Annotated in this window: 19 protein-coding genes, 1 pseudogene and 2 other annotated features; of the genes and pseudogenes, 3 read left to right on the top strand and 17 right to left on the bottom strand. The window is 27.3% G+C overall.

What is annotated here, in order from left to right; genetic code table 11:
* The first annotated feature begins 293 nt into the window (after positions 1-293).
* Complete coding sequence (locus RDX53_RS09790; RefSeq protein WP_307994063.1) at positions 294-716, top strand: Fe-Mn family superoxide dismutase; 423 nt, start codon at positions 294-296, stop codon at positions 714-716.
* 31 nt (positions 717-747) lie between these two features.
* Here RDX53_RS09790 and RDX53_RS09795 read toward each other — a convergent pair whose 3' ends face one another.
* Positions 748-1,392 (bottom strand): TVP38/TMEM64 family protein, encoded by a 645-nt coding sequence (locus RDX53_RS09795; protein WP_195930861.1) that lies wholly within the window; start codon positions 1,390-1,392, stop codon positions 748-750.
* 270 nt (positions 1,393-1,662) lie between these two features.
* Positions 1,663-2,526: a mechanosensitive ion channel domain-containing protein gene (locus tag RDX53_RS09800; RefSeq protein ID WP_331607145.1), complete on the bottom strand. Its 864-nt coding sequence runs from the start codon at positions 2,524-2,526 to the stop codon at positions 1,663-1,665.
* 209 nt (positions 2,527-2,735) lie between these two features.
* Here RDX53_RS09800 and RDX53_RS09805 point away from each other — a divergent pair, with 209 nt between their 5' ends.
* Entirely contained in the window at positions 2,736-3,122 is a 387-nt protein-coding gene (locus RDX53_RS09805) for a hypothetical protein (protein ID WP_295676607.1), read from the top strand.
* 94 nt (positions 3,123-3,216) lie between these two features.
* Here the strand turns inward: RDX53_RS09805 and RDX53_RS09810 are convergent, their stop codons facing one another.
* From RDX53_RS09810 to RDX53_RS09840, 7 genes are all read right to left on the bottom strand, one after another.
* Positions 3,217-3,774, bottom strand: a complete 558-nt coding sequence (locus RDX53_RS09810; protein WP_307994066.1) for a YdcF family protein — start codon at positions 3,772-3,774, stop codon at positions 3,217-3,219.
* A gap of 249 nt (positions 3,775-4,023) precedes the next feature.
* Positions 4,024-5,553: a cardiolipin synthase gene (gene cls / locus RDX53_RS09815; protein ID WP_307994068.1), complete on the bottom strand. Its 1,530-nt coding sequence runs from the start codon at positions 5,551-5,553 to the stop codon at positions 4,024-4,026.
* 143 nt (positions 5,554-5,696) lie between these two features.
* Entirely contained in the window at positions 5,697-7,139 is a 1,443-nt protein-coding gene (gene gatB, locus RDX53_RS09820) for an Asp-tRNA(Asn)/Glu-tRNA(Gln) amidotransferase subunit GatB (RefSeq protein WP_295676613.1), read from the bottom strand.
* Positions 7,140-7,142: 3 nt separating this feature from the next.
* Positions 7,143-8,591 carry an Asp-tRNA(Asn)/Glu-tRNA(Gln) amidotransferase subunit GatA gene (gene gatA, locus RDX53_RS09825; RefSeq protein ID WP_307994069.1) on the bottom strand — a complete coding sequence of 483 codons (1,449 nt, stop codon included), beginning with the start codon at positions 8,589-8,591 and terminating at the stop codon, positions 7,143-7,145.
* Positions 8,592-8,603: 12 nt separating this feature from the next.
* Complete coding sequence (gene gatC, locus RDX53_RS09830; protein WP_195931544.1) at positions 8,604-8,879, bottom strand: Asp-tRNA(Asn)/Glu-tRNA(Gln) amidotransferase subunit GatC; 276 nt, start codon at positions 8,877-8,879, stop codon at positions 8,604-8,606.
* Between the two features lie 107 nt (positions 8,880-8,986).
* On the bottom strand, positions 8,987-10,297 hold the full coding sequence (gene aspS, locus RDX53_RS09835) for an aspartate--tRNA(Asn) ligase (RefSeq protein ID WP_307994070.1): 1,311 nt from the start codon (positions 10,295-10,297) through the stop codon (positions 8,987-8,989).
* A gap of 78 nt (positions 10,298-10,375) precedes the next feature.
* Positions 10,376-10,615: a binding site (T-box leader), on the bottom strand.
* 287 nt (positions 10,616-10,902) lie between these two features.
* Positions 10,903-11,457: an NADH peroxidase gene (locus RDX53_RS09840; RefSeq protein ID WP_195930980.1), complete on the bottom strand. Its 555-nt coding sequence runs from the start codon at positions 11,455-11,457 to the stop codon at positions 10,903-10,905.
* A gap of 181 nt (positions 11,458-11,638) precedes the next feature.
* Between RDX53_RS09840 and RDX53_RS09845 the strand changes: the two genes are divergently transcribed.
* Complete coding sequence (locus RDX53_RS09845; protein WP_195930979.1) at positions 11,639-12,250, top strand: manganese efflux pump MntP family protein; 612 nt, start codon at positions 11,639-11,641, stop codon at positions 12,248-12,250.
* Between the two features lie 87 nt (positions 12,251-12,337).
* Here the strand turns inward: RDX53_RS09845 and vanT are convergent, their stop codons facing one another.
* The 8 genes and pseudogenes from vanT to RDX53_RS09885 all read right to left on the bottom strand — a co-directional run.
* A complete protein-coding gene (gene vanT / locus RDX53_RS09850) occupies positions 12,338-13,501 on the bottom strand; it encodes a serine racemase VanT catalytic subunit (RefSeq protein WP_307994074.1) in 1,164 nt (387 codons plus the stop codon).
* A 158-nt stretch (positions 13,502-13,659) separates the two neighbouring features.
* On the bottom strand, positions 13,660-13,959 hold the full coding sequence (locus RDX53_RS09855; RefSeq protein WP_195930977.1) for a hypothetical protein: 300 nt from the start codon (positions 13,957-13,959) through the stop codon (positions 13,660-13,662).
* 82 nt (positions 13,960-14,041) lie between these two features.
* Positions 14,042-16,078, bottom strand: coding sequence for a PAS domain-containing sensor histidine kinase (locus tag RDX53_RS09860; RefSeq protein ID WP_307994071.1), 2,037 nt, complete (start codon positions 16,076-16,078; stop codon positions 14,042-14,044).
* A 269-nt stretch (positions 16,079-16,347) separates the two neighbouring features.
* Positions 16,348-16,899: a tryptophan transporter gene (locus RDX53_RS09865; RefSeq protein WP_295676625.1), complete on the bottom strand. Its 552-nt coding sequence runs from the start codon at positions 16,897-16,899 to the stop codon at positions 16,348-16,350.
* A gap of 217 nt (positions 16,900-17,116) precedes the next feature.
* Positions 17,117-17,359 (bottom strand) — a binding site (T-box leader).
* A gap of 66 nt (positions 17,360-17,425) precedes the next feature.
* Positions 17,426-18,523, bottom strand: coding sequence for a Nif3-like dinuclear metal center hexameric protein (locus tag RDX53_RS09870; RefSeq protein ID WP_307994072.1), 1,098 nt, complete (start codon positions 18,521-18,523; stop codon positions 17,426-17,428).
* A 10-nt stretch (positions 18,524-18,533) separates the two neighbouring features.
* Positions 18,534-19,226: a class I SAM-dependent methyltransferase gene (locus RDX53_RS09875; protein WP_295676656.1), complete on the bottom strand. Its 693-nt coding sequence runs from the start codon at positions 19,224-19,226 to the stop codon at positions 18,534-18,536.
* Between the two features lie 83 nt (positions 19,227-19,309).
* Complete coding sequence (rpoD, locus tag RDX53_RS09880; RefSeq protein WP_295676629.1) at positions 19,310-20,467, bottom strand: RNA polymerase sigma factor RpoD; 1,158 nt, start codon at positions 20,465-20,467, stop codon at positions 19,310-19,312.
* An 18-nt stretch (positions 20,468-20,485) separates the two neighbouring features.
* A pseudogene (locus tag RDX53_RS09885) lies at positions 20,486-21,127 on the bottom strand (DNA primase); the annotation flags it as partial.

The following is a 21,127-nucleotide window of genomic DNA, read 5'->3' on the forward strand; positions in this document are numbered from 1 at the left end:
ATTATTTTACTGCCTTTTTTATTACAAACAAATGTCATTATTAGAACGATTTTATTTTTATATTAAATATTAATAACTATCTTGATTATTCCTATGCGCTAGAATCATTTAATTTAAGGCCTATTGAGCTAAGCTATAACTTTTATGACTTAAATAAATTTATAGACACAGATACATTAAAGTACTCATATTGTCAATACAACGCTTATTTAGATAATCTAAATTATGAGTTAAAAGATAATAAAGAATTTAAAGATGCTTCTTTAGAAGAGATTTTAACTAATTTAGATTCTATGCCAGATAATATAGCCTTAAAAGTAAAGATGAATGCTTCACACGCTCTAAATTATGAGTATTTTTTTAAAAGTTTATCTCCTGAAAAAACATTCGTAAAAGGTAAACTTTTAAAAGAAATAAACAAGTCATTTTCATCTTTTGATAACTTTAAATCTGAATTTAAAAAATTAGCTTTAGATTCAAAATCGACTTGGATTTTCTTAGCCAAAAATTCTCAAAATGAATTATACTTGACTACCTCCAAAGAAATCTCTTGTCCAATAATTTATAAACATCAAATAATCTTATGTTTAAATATAGACGAAGAGCTTTATTCCAATAAAAGCGCACTTGTGGATAACTTCTTTAATTTTGTAAATTGGCGACAAGCTTCTCAAAATTACAATCAAAATAGGTTATTAAACAAAATTAGAGGTTAAAATAACCTCTAATTTTATTATCTATATACTTTTATCTAACTTTTTTATTCGCTTCAATATATTCTTCTTGTTCTTGCTCTTCTTTTTCTTTATTAACTACTTTTTCTTCTATATAATCTAAATCTTTATTTAATTTATTACCTAATTTCCATGCTATAAATACTACTGCGCAAAAACCTATAATCTTAACTGGACTTGTGATAAATCCATATATATCTTGACCTATATAACTTATAACTAAAAACATGATGAATTTACCTGATAATACTGCTGAGATAAATGTAGTCTTGTGTCTTTTACTTATTCCAGACGCAATAGTAATCACACATGCAGGTAAAAATGGACATGCATAAGCTATAAATAATAGTTTAAATCCTCTTTTTTCTATCCATAAAATAGCCTTTTGTATTTTATCGCTTTTAATTTTATCTAGTATTTTACTATTTTCACCTATTTTATAAATTATTAAAAATAAACATATTGTCCCCATAACAGAGCCTAACCACGATATTAAAAAACCTTTTAACATCCCAAATAATGCTGCATTAGCAGTTATTAATGCAACTAATGGTAGCATAGGTATAAAACTCTCTATAAATGTGCTGAAAAATCCTACACATAATGAAAGTACCCAATAATCCTGAACTAAATTTTGTAAAGCTTGTATATATTCCATAATATCTTTCTCCTTAGTTTTAACATTATAAAACTTGTATTTTAAAGAGATTCATCTTTATTTTAACCACTTATTTATTTTATATTTTAAATCTCTTATAAATATGCTCTTTTTTAGAATTATCTTATAATATGATTATAACCTATTTAAATGTATTTTTTATTTAATTATTCTTACATTTTAATAACAATTATGTAAGAATATATTTAAGAAAATTGTAATAAACAAAAAAGAGCTAAAAATATATTTAAATACTTTTAGCTCTTTTATTTATTGTTGGTTTTTAAAATGTAAATCCATTTGTGGATAAGGTATATCTATACCTTCTTTATCAAATCTTGTTTTAACTGTTTCTAATAAATCAAAATATACTGGCCAGTAATCTGAATTTTTCACCCACACTCTAACTGCAAAATCTAGAGAACTTGCATTGTGTTGGATAAGTCCTATAAATGGATCTGGTTTTGATAAGATAAGTTTATGATTGTCCACTATTTCTTTTAATACTTTTCTAACTTTTAATAAATCTGAATCATATGCAACTGAAAATACTAAATCTACTCTTCTAGTTTCTTTAGCTGAATAATTTATCAGACTTCCGTTGGATAATGTACCATTTGGTATCATAACTAATTTATTATCTATAGTAGCTAAATTTGTGTAAAATACTCCTATTTGCTCTACTGTACCTTCAAATCCTGATGCTTGTATATAATCTCCTACTTTAAATGGTCTTAAAAATAGGATTATAAATCCTCCAGCAAAGTTTGATAGACTTCCTTGAAGCGCTAAACCTACAGCAACCCCAGCAGAAGCTAATATTGCAGCTAGTCCTGTAAGTTTAATATCCCAATATCCGCCTACTATTACTAATAATAATATACATTTTAGAGATATATTTATACATGATTTTAAAAACTTAACGATTGTTACATCTACAGCTTTAAGTTCTGCAAATTTTAAAAATCTCTTAGATATATTATTTATCACTTTAAATCCAATAATTATTACTAGAACACCTATTATAAGTTTTACACCCATATTTATACCGTCATCTAATACCCAATTTGACAGTTTCTTCATAACTGTTGCAAAAGATAAGTGATCAAAGTTCATATTCGAGATTTCTTCCACTTTATTTCCTCCTCCATACTTTTTTGTCTCATATATAATAACATATTTTCAAAAAATATTGGAGATATATATTTTTTATCTTTTAATATAATATTATTTTACAGTTAATCCTGTTTTTACATTTCTTACCTTTGATTTTTACCAATATTTGAGTTATTATTTAATCAACATTAAATTTCATATATTATATACATCAGGGGGGAATACAAATGAATGATTTTTGTAGTAATTGCAAAGGAGAAAATTCATGTATAATATCAGAAAGTTCATCTAATTATTTTTATTGTGAAAATTGCGGGGAAAACAAAGAAATCGCTTTAAAAAATAATTTATTTGACTTAATTTTTAAATCTTTAGATACATATTTCAAACATACCCACACTAAATCTATATACAATTTAAAAATTAATGTCGAATTAAAAGATGGTTACTTAATAGAAGAGATCAATGGGGATATACTAAACAAGAAGGAGTGTCCATTTATCTTATCAAAAAAGGATGAATACTTCTTTAAAAATACTTTAAATTATCTAATAGAAGATGATTTACATATAACTAGCGATGAAATCGACTTAAATGTCAACTTCATCAATTAACAAAAAATAAAAACACCTTTTAAAGGTGTTTTTGTTTTTTATAATACATAGATATTATTATTTATATTTAATTTGTTAATCATATTTTACTTTTTTAATAATTGAGAACTATATTGCTTATTAATGCAAAAAATTCTCTTGTATAATTTAAAATTGCTAATTTTGAATTTGATTTTGATGTATAAAAACTCATTTGTTTATATCCACTCTTTCTAGAAATAATTTTACTTCTCAAAGTGTGAAAATCAGTCGTTATAACTTTTATTTTTAGGTCTTCTATCTTTTTATTAGATAGATTTTCTATTATTTTCTTAGAAAAATCAAAATTCTCTTTTGTAGTTTTAGATTTATCTTCCATTATAATCATATCTTTATTTATACCTTTTGATACTAGATAGTCTTTCATTGCCGAGGCCTCAGTTATATCCTCTCCTCTTCCTCTACCGCCTGAGACTATTATCATTTTTTCTTGTTTTGTTTTATTTAAGTATTCTATACAAGTATCTAATCTATCTTGCAAACTCTTACTTATATTTGTTTTATTTACTAATGCACCCAAGACTATTATATAGTCACAATCTGAGTTTAAATTTTGCTTTGGATAAAATACCATTATAGATTCAACTAAGATAAATATAGAAATAAATATCATAAGTATTTTCTTGGCAAATTTATATAATTTTTCTTTTTTTATTAAATACTTTTTTGTAAAATGATATATAAAACAAAACATCCCTAAAACTAAAAATAAATATTTAAATCTTAAAAACGACATTGTATTTATAATAAAAAAGTAAAAAATAAGTAAAAAGCCTATTATTAAGTCTATATATTTTTTTAACATATTTTTATTTTGTATAAATATACACCTTTCTCTTTTAATTATATATATTAAATAAATTTATAGTAGTGGAGCAAACATCCTTATAATTAACCTTCCAAACTTTCTTATCACACTAGTATTTTTACATTCAGCCATAGTAACTTTATGGCATTTCTTCAATGTATCTAAATAATCTTTTTTTATATCACTTATACTATCTGTTTTATAAAGCCATACACCACATTCATAGTGTAAGTACAAACTTCTAAAGTCCAAATTTATACTTCCAACTACTGCGTATTCATCATCTACAACAAAGGTCTTGGCATGCATAAACCCAGGTATAAATTCATAAATCTCTATCCCATCTTTTATAAATGATTCATAATATGATTTTGTAACAGCGTGGACAAATTTCTTATCAGGTATATAAGGTGTTACTATCTTAATATCTACGCCAGATTTTGATGCTATTTTAAGTGCAGTCGCCATCTCATTGTCGATTATTAAGTATGGAGTATTTATATAAATATAATCTTTTGCTTTATTTATCAAGTTTAAATATACAGTCTCACCTATTGGTTCATTTATAAGAGGACTGTCATCAAAAGGCTGCACATATCCATTTGTGTTGTAATATTTATCTTTTGACGGTTTAAATTTTATATAATCTTCTTCTCGATTATCTATATAGTCCCACATAGATAAAAACATTATAGTCAAATTCCAAACTGCATCACCTTTTAACATTATAGCTGCATCTTTCCAATATCCATACTTTTCATATTCATTTATATATTCATCAGCTAAGTTTATACCTCCTGTAAATCCTACATCCCCATCTATCACTACTATTTTTCTGTGGTCTCTATTATTAAGCCTTCTTGTAAAAAAGGGTTTAACTGGGTTAAATACCTTGCATTTTATCCCCTTAGCTTCTAATTTTTTTTGATAATTATGTGGTAGTGTAATTATACACCCTACATCATCATAAATAACCCTCACATCAACACCTTGTTTTACTTTTTCTTCTAAAATTTTTAATATTGAGTTGAACATTTTTCCCTCTTGTATTATAAAATACTCTAAAAAAATAAACTTTTTAGCTTTTTTCAATTCTTTCAAAAGAGCTTCAAACTTCTCCTCCCCAATTTTAAAATAAGTCGTCTCTGTATTATTATAAACAGGGCATTTTGCATAATTTAATATATATTCACTTTGATTTTTTGCATATATATTATCTTCTTGTAGTTTTTGCATTATTTTATCATTTTGTTTTAAAGAGTGTGTCATCTCTATATTTTGTATCGCCATCTTAAGCTTTTCTCTTGTACTGAGTTTATTTCCACCGTATAGTAGATAAAAAAGCCCACCAAATACGGGGAAAATCATCACAGGAATAATCCATGCAATTTTATAACTAGGATTACTTTTACTATTAATAATTATAAAAACTATTACAATGCTAAGCGCTAGAGAAGCTATATAGAAGTTAAAGAAATACTCACTATATTGTAATAAGAAAAATATTATTATTGCTACTTGTATTAAAAACGAAATTGCCAGAAGTATTATTCTCTGTACAGATTTTTTAAATAAAATATTCATAAATTCCCCTCTTTTGCAATATATTCACTATTATTATATGTTTTTATTTCAGTACTGATATAAATTTAAAAAGAACCACTATATGAATAATTATTACATAATGGTTCTTTTAAATCAATTTATAATGTGTATCAATTTTTTAACTAAACTAAAATAGATAATTTATCTTCTAGCATCTTTTTAGCAATTTGAGGATTTGCTTGTCCTTTTGAAGCTTTCATCACTTGACCCATTAAATAACCTGCAGCTTGTTTTTTACCAGCTTTAAAGTCTTGTATTGATTGTGGGTTATTTTGTAAAACTTCATCAACTAATTTTTCAAGTTCGTCAGATGAACTTATTTGAGTAAGTCCTTTTTCTTTTATTATAACTTCTGGTGATTTATTAGTATCGAACATCTCTGCAAATACTTCTTTACCAGCTGTCTTACTTATTTTGCCTTCATCAATAATTTTAATTAGATGAGCTAAGTTTTCAGGTTCCATTTTTATATCTTCTGGTTCTAATCCTTTAAAGTTTAGAAGTCTCAACATATCTCCTAAGATATAGTTGTCTACTACTTTAGGATCTACACCAAAAGCTACAGTATCTTCATAAAAATGAGCTAGAGTTTTATTAGATATTATTATAGATGCATCTTTTTGAGGTATTTTATAATCTCTTATAAATCTTTGTTTTTTCTCTGCAGGCATTTCTGGAAGATTTTCTCTTGTTTTATCTACAAAAGACTGCTCAATTATAATAGGTGTTAAATCTGGTTCTGGGAAATATCTATAGTCATGAGCTTCTTCTTTTGAACGCATTGGTAAAGTTTTGGCTTTTGCTGCATCCCATCTTCTAGTCTCTTGTCTTATTTTATACTCTTCACCGTATTGATATAATTCTCTTTGTCTTTTTTCTTCTCTCTCTAGAGCTTTTTGAACTTCTCTAAATGAGTTTATATTTTTTATTTCGACTTTTGTTCCGTATTCTTCTTGTCCAACAGGTCTTATAGATATATTGGCATCACATCTTATTGAACCTTGTTCCATACGACAGTCAGATACTTCAGCATATTCAAGTATTCCTTTTAATTGTCTCATAAACTCTGCAGCTTCTGCAGGAGATCTTAAATCTGGCTCTGTAACTATTTCTATTAGAGGTACACCACATCTGTTGTAATCTATTAGTGAAAATGGTTCATCTTCTAAATGCACAAGTTTACCTGCATCTTCTTCTATATGTATTCTGTTTATTCTTACTTTTACTTCTCTTCCCTCAAAATCGAATTTAACTAAACCTTCACCACACATAGGTATATCGTATTGTGATGTTTGGAAGTTTTTTGTCAAGTCTGGATAGAAGTAGTTTTTTCTGTCCATCTTATTGTAGTTATTTATCTTGCAACCAAGAGCAGTTCCAGCCTTTACTGCAAGTTTTATTACATCTTCATTTAATACTGGTAAAGTCCCTGGAATACCTAAGCATATTGGACAAGTATTTTCATTAGGTTTTTTACCGAATTCTGTAGAACAGCTACAGAATATCTTTGTTTTTGTTTTTAATTCGGCATGTATTTCAAGCCCTATGACTGTTTCATATACCATAATCTACACCTCTCTATCAAATTGTAGTGCTAATTTCTTTTCAAGTTGATAAGCAACTTTGTATATCTTATCTTCGCTAAATGTATCTCCTATTAATTGGATACCTACTGGAAGTCCCTCTTTGCTCTTTCCTCCTGGCATTGACAATGCTGGCATTGTAGCTAAGTTTATATTTATTGTATATATATCAGCTAAATACATTGCAGTAGGGTCTTCACACCTTTCTCCTATTTTAAATGGAAGTATTGGAGAAACTGGTCCAAGTATTATATCGTATTTTTTAAATGCTTCTTTGAAGTCTTGTTTTAACTTTGTTCTGAATTTTTGAGCTTTATTGTAATAAGCATCATAATATCCTGATGATAATGCATATGTTCCAAGCATTATTCTTCTTTTGACTTCACTACCAAAACCTTCACTTCTACTTTTTTCTATCATATCGTCTACTGATGTGTAGTCTTTTGCTCTATATCCGTAGCTAACTGAGTTAAATCTAGCTAAGTTAGAACTAGCTTCTGCAGAAGATATTATGTAGTATGGAGCAAGCCCGTCTTTAGTTATCGGTAGGGAAAATTCTTCTACTTCACATCCTAATTCTATCAATGCGTCTAAATCTTTAAGTACTATTTCTTTTATCTCAGGGTCTAATCCCTTTTCTTCTATAAATTCTTTTGGTATACCTATTTTCATACCTGCTATGTCTTGACCTAATTGTTTTGTATAATCTACCTTTTCGCGTCCTTTTGCAGTAGTACAATCTAAGTCGTCTTCTCCTGCAATTATATCTAATAGATAAGCATTATCTTCTACATTCATTGAAAATGGCCCAATTTGATCAAGTGATGAACCAAAAGCTATAAGCCCAAATCTAGATACTAATCCATAAGTTGGTTTCATACCTACTATACCGCAAAATGATGCAGGTTGTCTTATTGAGCCACCAGTATCAGAACCTAGTGCTAGTGGAACCATTTCACTTCCAACAGCAGCCGCAGAACCACCAGAAGACCCACCAGGAACTCTAGTTAAATCGATTGGGTTTTTTGTAACCTTCATAGCTGAGTTTTCTGTTGAAGATCCCATAGCAAATTCATCTAAATTTGTCTTACCTATAAGTATTGCATCTTCAGCTTGTAATTTTTTAATTACTGTTGCATCATATGGTGGCACAAAATCCTCAAGCATCTTTGAGGCACAAGTTGTCTTTACACCATGTGTACATATATTATCTTTTATCGCTATTGGTATCCCGGCAAGTAATCCTAAATTCTCACCTTTAGCTACTTTTTCATCTATTTCTTGTGCTTTTTTAAGAGCTTCATCAGTTTGAAGTAATAAGAAAGCATCTACTTTATCTTCTCTTTTATCTATTGTATCTATATATGATTTAACAACATCATAACTTTTTACTTCGCCAGATTTTATTTTAGCTACTAATTGTTTTATACTCATTATAAAGTCCTCCTACTCAATGATTTTTGGCACTTCTATTGCAGTACCTCTCATTGTTTTTACATTTCTAAATAAATCTTCTATCTCACATTTTTTAGGAATGTCTTTTCTAGTTACAGATACTGTAGGTCTTATTTCTACAACATCGTCTAAGTCTAGTGCATCTAGTGTTTTAAATTGTTGTAATATATTTTCAAATTCTTTTGCAAATTTTTCAGCTTCATCTTCGTCAAAATGTAGCTTAGCTAATTGCGCAATATATTTAACTTCATCTTTACTAATTGCCATAATAATTTCTCCTTTTAATTTTTATTTTAAAACTCTATTTAAATATGATATTTATCAAGTTTTAAATTTTATATACTACTTTATATTTATATATTACCATAACTATCTTATGGAGTTAATCTCTTCATATCTCTAGGTATAAGAGCAGCCTCTCTTATGTTTGAAAGTTTTAGTATTTTCATAGTAAGTCTTTCAAGACCTATAGCAAATCCACCATGTGGGGGCATACCGTATTTAAATGTTTCTAGATAAAAATCAAAATCTTCTGGGTTTAATCCAAATTTAATTATATTTTCCTTTAACATTTCGTAATCATGTATTCTTTGACCACCTGTAGTTATTTCAAGCCCATCGTATATTAAATCAAAGCTCTTTGTCAAAGTTTTGTCTTTATCATCAGGCATAGTATACATAGGTCTTTTTGTAACTGGGTATTTAGTTAAAAATACAAATTCTGTGCCGTATTCTTTTTTAACATAATCACAAATTAATTCTTCACCTTTTGCATCTATATTTCCAAGTGGTGATTTTTTATTGTATTTTTCAAGAAGGATTTTATGAGCTTCATCTAAAGTTATTCTAGGTATTTTAACTTCATCAGGAAGTTTTACTTTATACATTTCTAATTCTTTTTTACAAACTCTATTTAGATGTTTAAATAAATAATCTAAAAAGCCTTCTTCTAAATCCATAAGTTCAAATTCATCTTTTATAAATCCCATCTCAACATCTAAACTCACATATTCATTTAAATGTCTCCAAGTGTTGTGAAGTTCAGCTCTATATGCATGACCTATTTCATATACTCTTTCAAATCCTGCTCCCACCATCATTTGTTTATAAAATTGTGGTGATTGAGCTAAGAAAGATCTTCTATCAAAGTAGTTTACTGTAAACATCTCTGAACCACCTTCAGTAGATGAATCTATTATTTTTGCTGTGTGTATTTGTTCAAAGTTTTTACTTCTTAAATAATCTCTAAACGCTTGCTCTATTTCATTTTGTACTTTAAATATTGCCCTTATTTCAGGCCTTCTAAGTGCTATCGTTCTATGGTCTAATTGAGTTTCTAAAGCTGCTTTATTTTTAAAACTATTTATTTCAAAAGGAAGTTTATCATAATATGTTTTTCCTAGTATTTTAATTTTATCTACAATTATTTCTATTCCATCTGGTGCTTTTTCATTTTCACTTTTTTTACCTACTACTTCTACTGCATTTTCAAGTTTTAATCCTTCTATTTGATCTTTATCTGTCACAAGTTGTACAATACCACTTTTATCTCTTAATTTTATAAATACTACACTACTCAAATCAATAATTTTATATATCCAACCTCTAAGTAGCACAACTTCATCATCTGAAACTTTAAGTTCACTTATAAAAGTTCTATCTAATGTTTTTTCTATTGTCTGCATAAATTTCACCCTTTCTTTTATACTAATTATTATTTTCCCATTAATTTTTCAATTAAAAAACCCGTCTCTATACTAATGTATAGGGACGGGATAATTTCCGCGGTACCACCCTAGTTGGCTAAAAGCCCAACTCTGCAAAGTACTAATATACTTTTTCTCCTTTAACGGTGAGACTCCGTTTAGCTTTACTCTTATAAAATATAATTTCTTCTAACTACTCCAAAGTGTTATTTCAATTTAAGTATCATATAGAGCTTCCAGCATCCTCTACTCTCTGTAAATCTATCTTAAATTTACTTTCTTTTTCACTGTATTTAGCTTATTGATTTCTTATTATGTATACATTGTAGGATAAAAAATATATATTCGCAACAATATTTTTTATTTTTTTCGTATTTTTTTAATTTTCTCTAAATTTATATTTATATTATATCTGCTTTTTATAAAATTATACAATTTTATATTAAAATTATATAATATTGAAATTCACAAAAACTAATTTGGAATGATTTAAGTATTTTTAAATAATTTTAAAAGTAAATTTTAAATTACATCTAAATACAAAAGGTATGGGATATAAAAATATACCCCATACCTTTTGTATTTTATTTTTTATATTCGCCGAAATATCTTTCTAATAGTCCTAAAAATGCTTTACCATGTCTAGCTTCGTCTTTACACATTTCGTGAACTGTATCGTGTATAGCATCAAGTCCTAATTCTTTTGCTTTTTTAGCTAATTTTAATTTACCTTCAGCAGCTCCATACTCAGCTTCAACCCTAGCAGTTAAATTTGATTTTGTACATGGTTCTACTACTTCGCCTAGAAGTTCTGCAAATTTAGCAGCATGCAGAGCTTCTTCACCTGCTATTTTATCGTAAGCTGCACCTATTTCTGGATATCCTTCTCTATCTGCAACTCTACCCATGGCTAAATACATACCTACTTCTGTACATTCAGCTAAGAAGTTTGCTCTTAAGTCTTCTACTAATTCTTCGTCAATTCCTTTAGCAGAGCCGACATGATGTTCATCTGCCCAATCTAACTTATCTTTTTTTTCTATGAATTTATCACTTCCAACACCACAGACTGGACATTTTTCTGGTGGCTCTTCACCTTCATATATGTAACCACATACTGTACATACCCATTTTTTCATATTAAAACCTCTCCTTTGTATTTTACTAAGAATAGATATAAAAAAAATTTCATATTTATTTATATATTCTTTTATGTATATTTACATATTAGATAAATTATTTACATCTAATTCTAGGTATATTTTGGTCTAATCACTCAAAAAATATACACGAATATACAATTTATCTAAGGAGGTCTCTATGAGTTTTCTTAATATTTTTTTAACTGGATTTGCACTTTCTATGGATGCATTTGCAGTCTCTGTAACTAAAGGTATAACTCTAAAAAATATAAATTCCAAAATTGCTTTTAAAATTGCATTTTCTTTCGGCTTTTTCCAAGGTATAATGCCTTTTATAGGTTGGTTTTTAGGAATTAGATTTGAATCTTACATAAAATCTATCGACCACTGGATAGCTTTTTTCTTACTATCTTTTATCGGTCTTAAAATGATTCTTGAAGCTGTTGAAAGCAATAGAATAGATTTTAAAAATGAATCTGAAAAAGACACGTATATGAAAAGTATATCGACAATAGACAATAAAGAAATTCTTATATTATCTATCGCTACTAGTATAGATGCACTAGCTGTAGGTGTGAGTTTTGCATTTTTAAGTATATCAATCTTTCCTGTTTGCTTTAGTATTTTTCTTATAACTTTAATCGTTTGCTTTTTAGGAGTATTAATAGGTAAAAAATTAGGCTCTGTATTTAAAAATTACGCTCAAATTATAGGTGGAGTTATTTTAATCTTTATCGGCGCTAGTATATTAAATGAACATATTCATTTTATATCGAAAATATTTTATTAAAAATAAGACATGCTATTTTTATGCGGTTTATATAAAAAGTATTCCTATAATTTTATTATATACAGGAATACTTTTTATACGTCTATCTTATAAATGATATACCCTATTAACACGTTCACCTATAACACTAAGTGTCTCATTAGTTATAGTATTGCTAAGTAAGCTTATCTGATTTACAGGTAGATAATTATCACCATCTTGTCCAATTAATGTAACAATATCGCCTTCATATACATCTATCCCACTTACATCAATCATCATTTGGTCCATACATACATTTCCTATTTGTTTTGCAAATTTTCCATTTACTAAGACTTTCATATCTTTTTTAGATATAAGTCTTGATAATCCATCTGCATAACCTATAGTTATAGTAGCTACTTTTACATGCTCTGTGGCAGTGTAGTTGTTTCCATAGCCGACTGACTCTCCCTGTGTTATTTCTTTTACCATAGCTACCTTACATCTAAGAGAAAGTGGCGCCTCAAATTTCATATTATCTGGAAGATGATTTAAGGTATCGTCTAATGGGTCGCTTGGAACTCCATACAGTATTATACCTGGTCTGACTAAGTTGTAATGTAAATCCCTATAAGTGACTATTCCGTAGCTATTTTGAAGATGTATATTTTTAGGTTTATACCCATCTTCTTTTAATTTATTTAATATAAAGTCAAAGTTGGAAATTTGTTGTTTAGTAAATTCTATATCAACTTCTAAATTACTGTCTGATCTAGATAAATGAGAAAAGATTCCTTCTATTTGAATATTATCTAAATCAAACATCTTTTTTATTAAATCAAGATGTTCCTTTGGTTCGCCTAATCTATTCATTCCTGTATTTAATTTTATATATCCCTTTACTACGCCCGGTAGTTTATTTAATTCTTCTGCATATTCTTCGCTTACTAATGTTTGGCATAAATCATACTTGATTAATTCGTCTTTTCGACAACAAGGGGTCCATCCCAAAATTATTATTTCACCTTTTATCCCACTTTTTCTGAGCTTTATAGCTTCTTCTATAAAAGCAACTGCAAAATGTTTTACACCTATACTCTCAAGATATTTTGATACAACTATATCTCCATGACCATATGCATTAGCTTTTACAACACCAATTATATCTACATCATCATGCAAAAGTTTTCTTATAACTTCTACGTTGTGTTTAAGTTTTGATAAATCAATTTCTGCCCATGCTCTAAAATTAGATGTATCAATTTCATTTTTATTATTATAAATTTTCATATCCACCTTGATTCCCCCTATATATTTAATTTTAATATTATACATAAAAATAGATATGCCATAATCTTTTTAATTAAATTATAACATATCTATTTTGTTTAGTTTTCTAAGTATTTGTTTTAATACTTATTTATTTTTATTTTGATTTAAATTGTAGTTTATAATCTCTCGTGTAGAGTTTCATTTTCTGTTGTCAGTCTTCTAGAATTAAATTCGTCTATTTTTTCTTTTAATTCTGGATCGTATTCTGTATTTTTTTTTGTATCGTCTTCTCCTTTATCTTTTTCGTCCATTTCTTCCATTTCTAATTCTTCTATTATCTTTTCTATTTTTCTGCATTTTATTTTTTTGCATATTTTTACAACAACTATGGAAGCAACGGCAAGTATACCACCTATTACTAGGCCTTTACAACAACATTCCTGTTGTTTTTTTCTTTTATCATCACAGCAAAACATCACTAATCACCTCATCAGTTTAAATTAGTAATAGTATTTGTATTTTAAAAAATAATATTTTATATAAAATCAAGAAATATTATCAGCTAATATCAGACATTTCTAGATTTACCTTTTCTTCTAAATGTTGTGATATATCGTATACTTCTTCTATTCCATTTTGATTTTTAGATTTTTTGAAAATAAGTCTTACTGTAGTTCCTTTATCAACTTCGCTTTCTATATTTATCTCTCCATCTAAAGCATCTACAAGTTTTTTGACTATACTAAGTCCGATGCCACTTCCTTCTTTTATTACAGCATTTTTGTTTTCCATTCTCTCAAATCTGTCAAATATAGTGTTTATTCTGTCCTTAGGTATTCCAATTCCACTATCTATAACATCTATATATACTTTTTCTTTTCGGTCTTTTACAATCACATCTATATTGCCATTTGGCTTATTATATTTTATAGCATTAGAAAGTATATTTAACATTATTCTTTCCATCTGGTCTATATCTATATCGCAATATAATTCTTCTTGTTCTGCATCAAATACTACATCTATTTTTTGTCTTTTAGCAAAATTTATAACAGACATTGTAATATCTTCTGTAATAGAAACTATATTTACACGTTTTTTATGTATTTCAACTTTATTATTCTCTAGTTTTGTAGAATCTATAAAGTTATTTATAAGTCTAATAAGTCTATTGCAGTTTTGCTTTATAAGCTTGTTAAACTCTAAAATTTTATCATAATCTTCTTTTTGTAGGTTTAAATCTTGTATTTGAACGGTTGAGTATATTACATTTACAGGTGTTTTAAATTCATGTGATATATTTGACAAAACTTCATCCCTTGTTTTTTCCATTACATCTCTTAATTGTAATTCTCTTTTGGCATCTTCTAATTTTATCTTGTCTTCTATACTGTCTATTATGGAAACTTGAAATGTCTTTTGATGTACAGTTTCATAAAATCTTATTTCTTGTGCTTCAAACATCACGTTATTATATGAAAATCTAGTGTGAATTACACTTTCTTTTTTTTCGTTTTTATCTATAGATTTTATTGTTTTATCGTATTTTTCTCTATCTTCTTTATAAATTAAATCCGATATATTTTTATTTATTATATTTTCCTCAGAATCTAATTTAAATAATTTTAGTACTTTATTATTTACAAACATTATCTTGTGTTTGTGAGATATTATTATCCCACTGGGCATGTTTTTTAAAAGCTGTTCATAGATTATTTTGTAGTATTCCATATTGAAATTTACTTCTTCTATTTTTTCTATATTTTGTTTTAGTTTTTCTCTTTCATCTAATAAATTGTAGTAAAGATTTCTATTTGGTCTTTTTATAATATCTCTAAAACATATAGTATATACTAAATATACATGAATAAAATTTAAAAATATAAGCCCTATACAGTTGAGCTTATTGCCAAATGATGTCTGTGGATATATATTTGTAAATTCTACAGCACCTAAGAAAATCATAAATAATAATATGATAATTCTACATATAAATAAAATCTTAATATCTCTTATAGTGTTATAATTATAAAATTGTTTATTTAACTTATCTATTTTTAAGATGCAATATATATACTTGATTAAAAAAATGCTGCAAAATATATTTTTAACATAATCAGATATATCAGGTATTATGCTTGTCCAAGTTATAAGTATATAAAGTATTGGTATAAATATCGCAATTACATTAGCAATATTATTAAATTTATATATTTTATTTTTTTTACTATAAATATACACAAATAAAATATATAGTGAAGCTTGTACGCCTAAATTAACTAGCGTAATTTCAATTTCTTTATTTAAAGTATCATAATTTAAATTATCAAATACATATATTGCAAATAATGCATTCGTTATTGAGACTATTCCAAAAATTCTAGCTAAATCCTTATAAATACCGTCTTCTGATGTGCTTAGTGTTACAATACTCATAATATACGCAAACATTCCAATTATTCCATTGATTATAATTAGGATAAGATACATATAATATATATTCATATCTTTTAAAACAGTAAAAACTCCCCCTATTATTAAAAGATAAACCCCAACAAAGTCAATTAAATAACTCTTTCTATTTAAAAATTTCATAAAGTCCCCCCCTATAAACCTTATCGTATAAAAGAGCAAATCATATTTACATCCCTATATACCTTATATTATATTTTCTTTTTGCCTTTATTTACAAGTATTTTGGAGCATATTTTTATATATTAAATTTTTTTAATATATTGATATAAATTTCTCAATAATTTTATATTAACTTATATTTTATACTTATATTATTAAAATCAAAAATAAAAGAACACTGATAAAACAGTATTCTTTCATTTTGATTTCAATATATTATTTTATATTTATTAAGCATTTAATATTGCCTTTTGAACAGTTACATTTACTATTTTATAAATCAATACTCCCACTATTAAGTTTATAGCTACAGCTGGAACTACTACTGACATAAATAACACTGTGAAGTTTCCTGGAAGCCCGACTATTATTTGAGCTGCTGTTAAAAATATTGTTCCACTTACAAAAGTTCCTACTACCATCATTATACCTGTAACTATTAGATCTTTAACTTTATCTCCTAAAGATTTTATAAAAGGAAGTTTATATGAAAGTGTCATAACTAAAAACATTATATTTGTAGTTATAAATTTATCTATAACATTTGGTATTTGCCCTCCTGGAAATGCACTAGTCATTCCTGCAAATATTCCTGCTATAATACCTGCTACTAAACAAGTTTTATAACTATCTCTATTTATAACCATAAGTGTAAATAACATTATCAATGTTGTATCTGGTTTAATTGTAAATATAGGTGGTGTTACTTGATGTAGTACTAACCCCATAGCTAATAATATCGCATTTAATGTTAATTTTCTCGTATTTGTTTTTGTTCTCATTTTTTAAAACCCTCCTAAAATTCTTATTTTTGAAATTTTCTTTAAATTCAATCTTCTCAAGTCCTTCTAATGGAGTTCACAACATTTTAACACCTCCTTTTTTCCTCATTTCGATACTTATTATAAATTTATCAACACTTTGAAAGTTTATAAATTTGTTTAATTTGTATTTTTATATTAATTTTTCTTAAAATTAAAAAACTCCGTCCTATTATATTAATAGGACGGAGATAATATCCGCGTTGCCACCTAGATTGTATATAAATATATACCTCTTATTAAAGTACTAACATACTCTTTCGCTATAACGTGCGATCACGGTAAAGTCTACTTTCAAAAGTTGATTTCAATTTACTCCTCTAAGGCCCATTCATTAAATTTCTTCTTGTCGAGATTCCACCATCCTCAACTCTCTATATTGAACCTAAATTTAACTACTCTTCCTTTTCAAAGGATTTAAGTTATATTATTCATACTTATATAGTATTCAGTTTTGTAAATTTTGTCAACAGTTTTTATATTTAAATTAAATTATTTTAAATGGATTTAGATAAATATCACTTTTAATTGTTTCAAATTCTTCAAAGCTATCTATAAATCTCTTCATAACATCTTTGAATATATCTTCTGTGTCAAAGTGTCCACAGTCAATTACATTCATATTTATATCTAGAGCATCTTGTGCTTCGTGATACTTCATATCTCCAGTTATTAAAACTTGAGCACCTTTTATTTTTGATAATTTAACTAAGTCAGATCCAGCACCTGTGCAAAGTGCAATTCTTTTTATTTTAGAATTTAAATCCCCAACTAGTCTTATCTTATCCATATTTAAAGTATATTTTATTTTGTTTGCAAGCTCTTCTAAAGTTATTTCTGAATCTAAGTTTGCAATTCTTCCTAGACCTTGTTTTTCACCTTCATTTTGAAGTTCATATACGTCATATGCTACCTCTTCATATGGATGTGCTTTTATCATTTCTTTAATTACTTTATTTAGTATGCTTTTAGGCACAATAGTCTCTATTTTAACTTCATCTGCTTTCTCAACTTCGCCTATCTTTCCTATAAACGGATTAGTACCCTCTTCTGGCTTAAATGTACCTGTTCCTGAGATGTTGAAAGTGCAGTGGCTATAGTTCCCTATATAACCAGCTTTATTTTGCCCTAAAACGCCTCTAATATCGTCTTCATAACCTTTTGGAACATATACAGCTAGTTTATATAATTTTTCGCTGTGAGTCTCTTCTAGTATCTCACAATTTCCAAATCCCATAATCTCCATAAAGTAGTCATTTAGTCCGTCTTTTGCAATATCAAAATTTGTATGCATTGAATAAAGACTTATATCATTTTTTATTAATTTTAAGATAAGTCTTCCCTTTAAATCACCTGAGTTAACTCTATTTATTTTTGAAAAAATAAATGGATGGTGAGTTATTATTAAGTCCACACCTTTTTCTATTGCTTCATCTACTACTTTTTCATTAGCTTCTAATGTAACTAATATTTTTTTTACTTCTTGTTCGTATTCTCCAACTAATAACCCGACGTTGTCCCATGAATATGCTAAATTAGTAGGATATTTGCTTTCAATTTTATTAATTAAATTTCGAAGTTTCATATATTCCTCCTTATTTATTCAATAAATTATTTAATTCCTCTATCTTTTTATTTATAATAGATTTTCTATGAGAAACTGCATCTCCATCTTTTCCGTCTAATTTTCTTAATATGTTTTCGTTTATTCTTATTTTATTTTCTATAAAATCTTTAAGTAGAGGATCTTGTTTTTCTATTAATTTTTGACCTATTTCATAGTAAATAGGTTCTATATCTTGCTCCTTTAATCCTTCATATTTACACTCTATTATTTCGTATAATCTGTGTTCTTCTCTAACTAAATGTTCATCTATTATTTTGTATCCATTTTTGTATAAGAACATTCTAAGTTCTTCTGGAGCTTGCATAGGTTGAAGTATTAGCTTTTCAGTTGTGTGTGCAACTGCTTCATTTGCTTTTAATATATCGTTTATAAGCATACCACCCATACCTGCTATTATTATTTCATCTACTTCATTTGGTTTTAGAACTTCTATTCCCGAACCTAATCTCAAGTCAACTTTATCTATTAAGTTATTTCTCATAACTTCTTTTTTTGCATTATCTAAAGGACCTTTATTTACATCCCCTAAAATAGCGTATTGTATTGTATTTTTATTTAAAAGGTATACTGGTATATATCCGTGGTCAGTACCTATATCTGCTAATCTTTTATCTTTATCCACTAATGATGCAATCTTTAATAGTCTGTCTGTAAGTTTCAAATATTTCATCCTCTCTAGTTTAAATTGTGTATTTATAAATAATTATTAATTTAAAAATTCGCCTTTTCAGGCGAATTCTTATCTTAGTCTAAATAATCTCTTAATTTCTTAGAACGACTTGGATGTCTAAGTTTTCTAAGTGCTTTAGCTTCTATTTGTCTAATTCTCTCTCTAGTTACGTCAAATTCTTTACCTACTTCTTCTAACGTTCTAGCTCTACCATCTTCTAAACCAAATCTTAATTTTAATACTTTTTGTTCTCTTTCATTTAATGAGCCAAGTACTTCTTCTATTTGGTCTTTAAGTAGAGAATAAGCAGCAGCTTCTGCAGGTGCTAAAGCATCTTCATCTGGTATAAAGTCTCCTAAATGACTATCTTCTTCTTCACCTATTGGTGTTTCTAAAGACACAGGATCTTGTGCTATCTTCATTATTTCTCTTACTTTTTCTTCAGACATATCCATTTCTTTTGCAATTTCTTCTGGTTTTGGATCACGTCCTAATTCTTGAAGTAATTGTCTAGATACTCTTATTAATTTATTTATAGTTTCTACCATATGAACTGGTATTCTTATAGTTCTAGCTTGGTCAGCTATAGCACGAGTTATAGCTTGTCTTATCCACCATGTTGCATAAGTACTGAATTTAAATCCTCTTTCATAGTCGAACTTCTCAACAGCTTTTATTAATCCAAGGTTTCCTTCTTGAATTAAATCAAGGAATAGCATCCCTCTACCAACGTATCTTTTAGCTATACTTACAACTAATCTTAAGTTGGCTTCTACTAATCTTTGTTTTGCTACTTCGTCGCCTTCCATCATTCTCTTTGCATATTCTATTTCTTCATGCGGTTTAAGAAGAGGAATTTTCCCGATTTCTTTAAGGTACATTCTAACTGGGTCATCTATGCTTATTCCTTTAGGAAGAGATAAGTCTATTTTATCCATTTCTACATCGTCTTCTTTTTTAAGTTCGTCATCAGATACTCCATCAAAATTATCGTCTACCATTAAATCGTTATCATTATCAGAAAAATCAACATCAGCTTTTTGAGTTTTATCTTCTATTATTTCTATACCTAAGTTCCCAAGTGTTTCATAAAGATTTTCTACTTGGTCTTTGTCTAGTTCTGTCTCCGAGAATGCTTCCATAATCTCTGATAATGTTAAAGAACCTTGCTTTTTACCTTTGTCTATTAATGTTTTTGCCGTTAACCTTTTATTGTCTTTTTTACTTGCCATAAATACTTCTCCTCCTTTCTATAAGTCTTTTTTTATTTTTTCTTTTTTCAAAATTTCTAAACTTAAATTCATAATTTTCTCATCTACCTCTTTCGTATTGCCATTGGTTTTTTTCAATAATTCAAGCTTGCTTGATAGCTCTTTTATTTGATAGGACATTGATTTTATCTCATTGTCTATTATATTTTTCTTAATTTGTTTAATTATGTTTTTAGTGCTCTCAAGAGTATAAGTATTAATTTCTTCAATTTGGATATTTTGTATATTGTTTACATATTCTTCAGATATGTTTAAACTTTTAATTTTGTCAATAGTTATTTTGTCCAATTCTCTATTTTTAATTATGTAATTAAAAATTTCTTTTGTTTCATCAAATAAAAACTGTTGTTCATTTATATCTTGTAATACAGATTCTCTCAAGTTTTTGTTTTCCATCAATAACTTTATAAACTTAGCTTCTACTTTTAGATAACCATCTTGGATTTTTGACATTTGTTCTATTTTTTTATGAACATTTGTATTTCTTTTATTAGTTTTATTATAATTGCTATTTACTTTTATTCCTACACTAGCTCTAATTGATTCTATACTTATATTTGTTAAATCACTCAAATATTTAGCATATAAATCTTTTTCAATCGGACTTTTTAATTTTTTTAG

Source organism: uncultured Intestinibacter sp., assembly GCF_902468165.1.
In the GTDB taxonomy this organism is placed as follows: Bacteria; Bacillota; Clostridia; order Peptostreptococcales; family Peptostreptococcaceae; genus Intestinibacter.

Coding starts and splice junctions, on each gene's coding strand:
- RDX53_RS09790 (WP_307994063.1), top strand. CDS start 294: ATGCCAGATAATATAGCCTTAAAAGTAAAGATGAATGCTTCACACGCT.
- RDX53_RS09795 (WP_195930861.1), bottom strand. CDS start 1,392: ATGGAATATATACAAGCTTTACAAAATTTAGTTCAGGATTATTGGGTA.
- RDX53_RS09805 (WP_295676607.1), top strand. CDS start 2,736: ATGAATGATTTTTGTAGTAATTGCAAAGGAGAAAATTCATGTATAATA.
- RDX53_RS09810 (WP_307994066.1), bottom strand. CDS start 3,774: ATGATATTTATTTCTATATTTATCTTAGTTGAATCTATAATGGTATTT.
- cls (WP_307994068.1), bottom strand. CDS start 5,553: ATGAATATTTTATTTAAAAAATCTGTACAGAGAATAATACTTCTGGCA.
- gatB (WP_295676613.1), bottom strand. CDS start 7,139: ATGGTATATGAAACAGTCATAGGGCTTGAAATACATGCCGAATTAAAA.
- gatA (WP_307994069.1), bottom strand. CDS start 8,591: ATGAGTATAAAACAATTAGTAGCTAAAATAAAATCTGGCGAAGTAAAA.
- gatC (WP_195931544.1), bottom strand. CDS start 8,879: ATGGCAATTAGTAAAGATGAAGTTAAATATATTGCGCAATTAGCTAAG.
- aspS (WP_307994070.1), bottom strand. CDS start 10,297: ATGCAGACAATAGAAAAAACATTAGATAGAACTTTTATAAGTGAACTT.
- RDX53_RS09840 (WP_195930980.1), bottom strand. CDS start 11,457: ATGAAAAAATGGGTATGTACAGTATGTGGTTACATATATGAAGGTGAA.
- RDX53_RS09845 (WP_195930979.1), top strand. CDS start 11,639: ATGAGTTTTCTTAATATTTTTTTAACTGGATTTGCACTTTCTATGGAT.
- vanT (WP_307994074.1), bottom strand. CDS start 13,501: ATGAAAATTTATAATAATAAAAATGAAATTGATACATCTAATTTTAGA.
- RDX53_RS09855 (WP_195930977.1), bottom strand. CDS start 13,959: ATGTTTTGCTGTGATGATAAAAGAAAAAAACAACAGGAATGTTGTTGT.
- RDX53_RS09860 (WP_307994071.1), bottom strand. CDS start 16,078: ATGAAATTTTTAAATAGAAAGAGTTATTTAATTGACTTTGTTGGGGTT.
- RDX53_RS09865 (WP_295676625.1), bottom strand. CDS start 16,899: ATGAGAACAAAAACAAATACGAGAAAATTAACATTAAATGCGATATTA.
- RDX53_RS09870 (WP_307994072.1), bottom strand. CDS start 18,523: ATGAAACTTCGAAATTTAATTAATAAAATTGAAAGCAAATATCCTACT.
- rpoD (WP_295676629.1), bottom strand. CDS start 20,467: ATGGCAAGTAAAAAAGACAATAAAAGGTTAACGGCAAAAACATTAATA.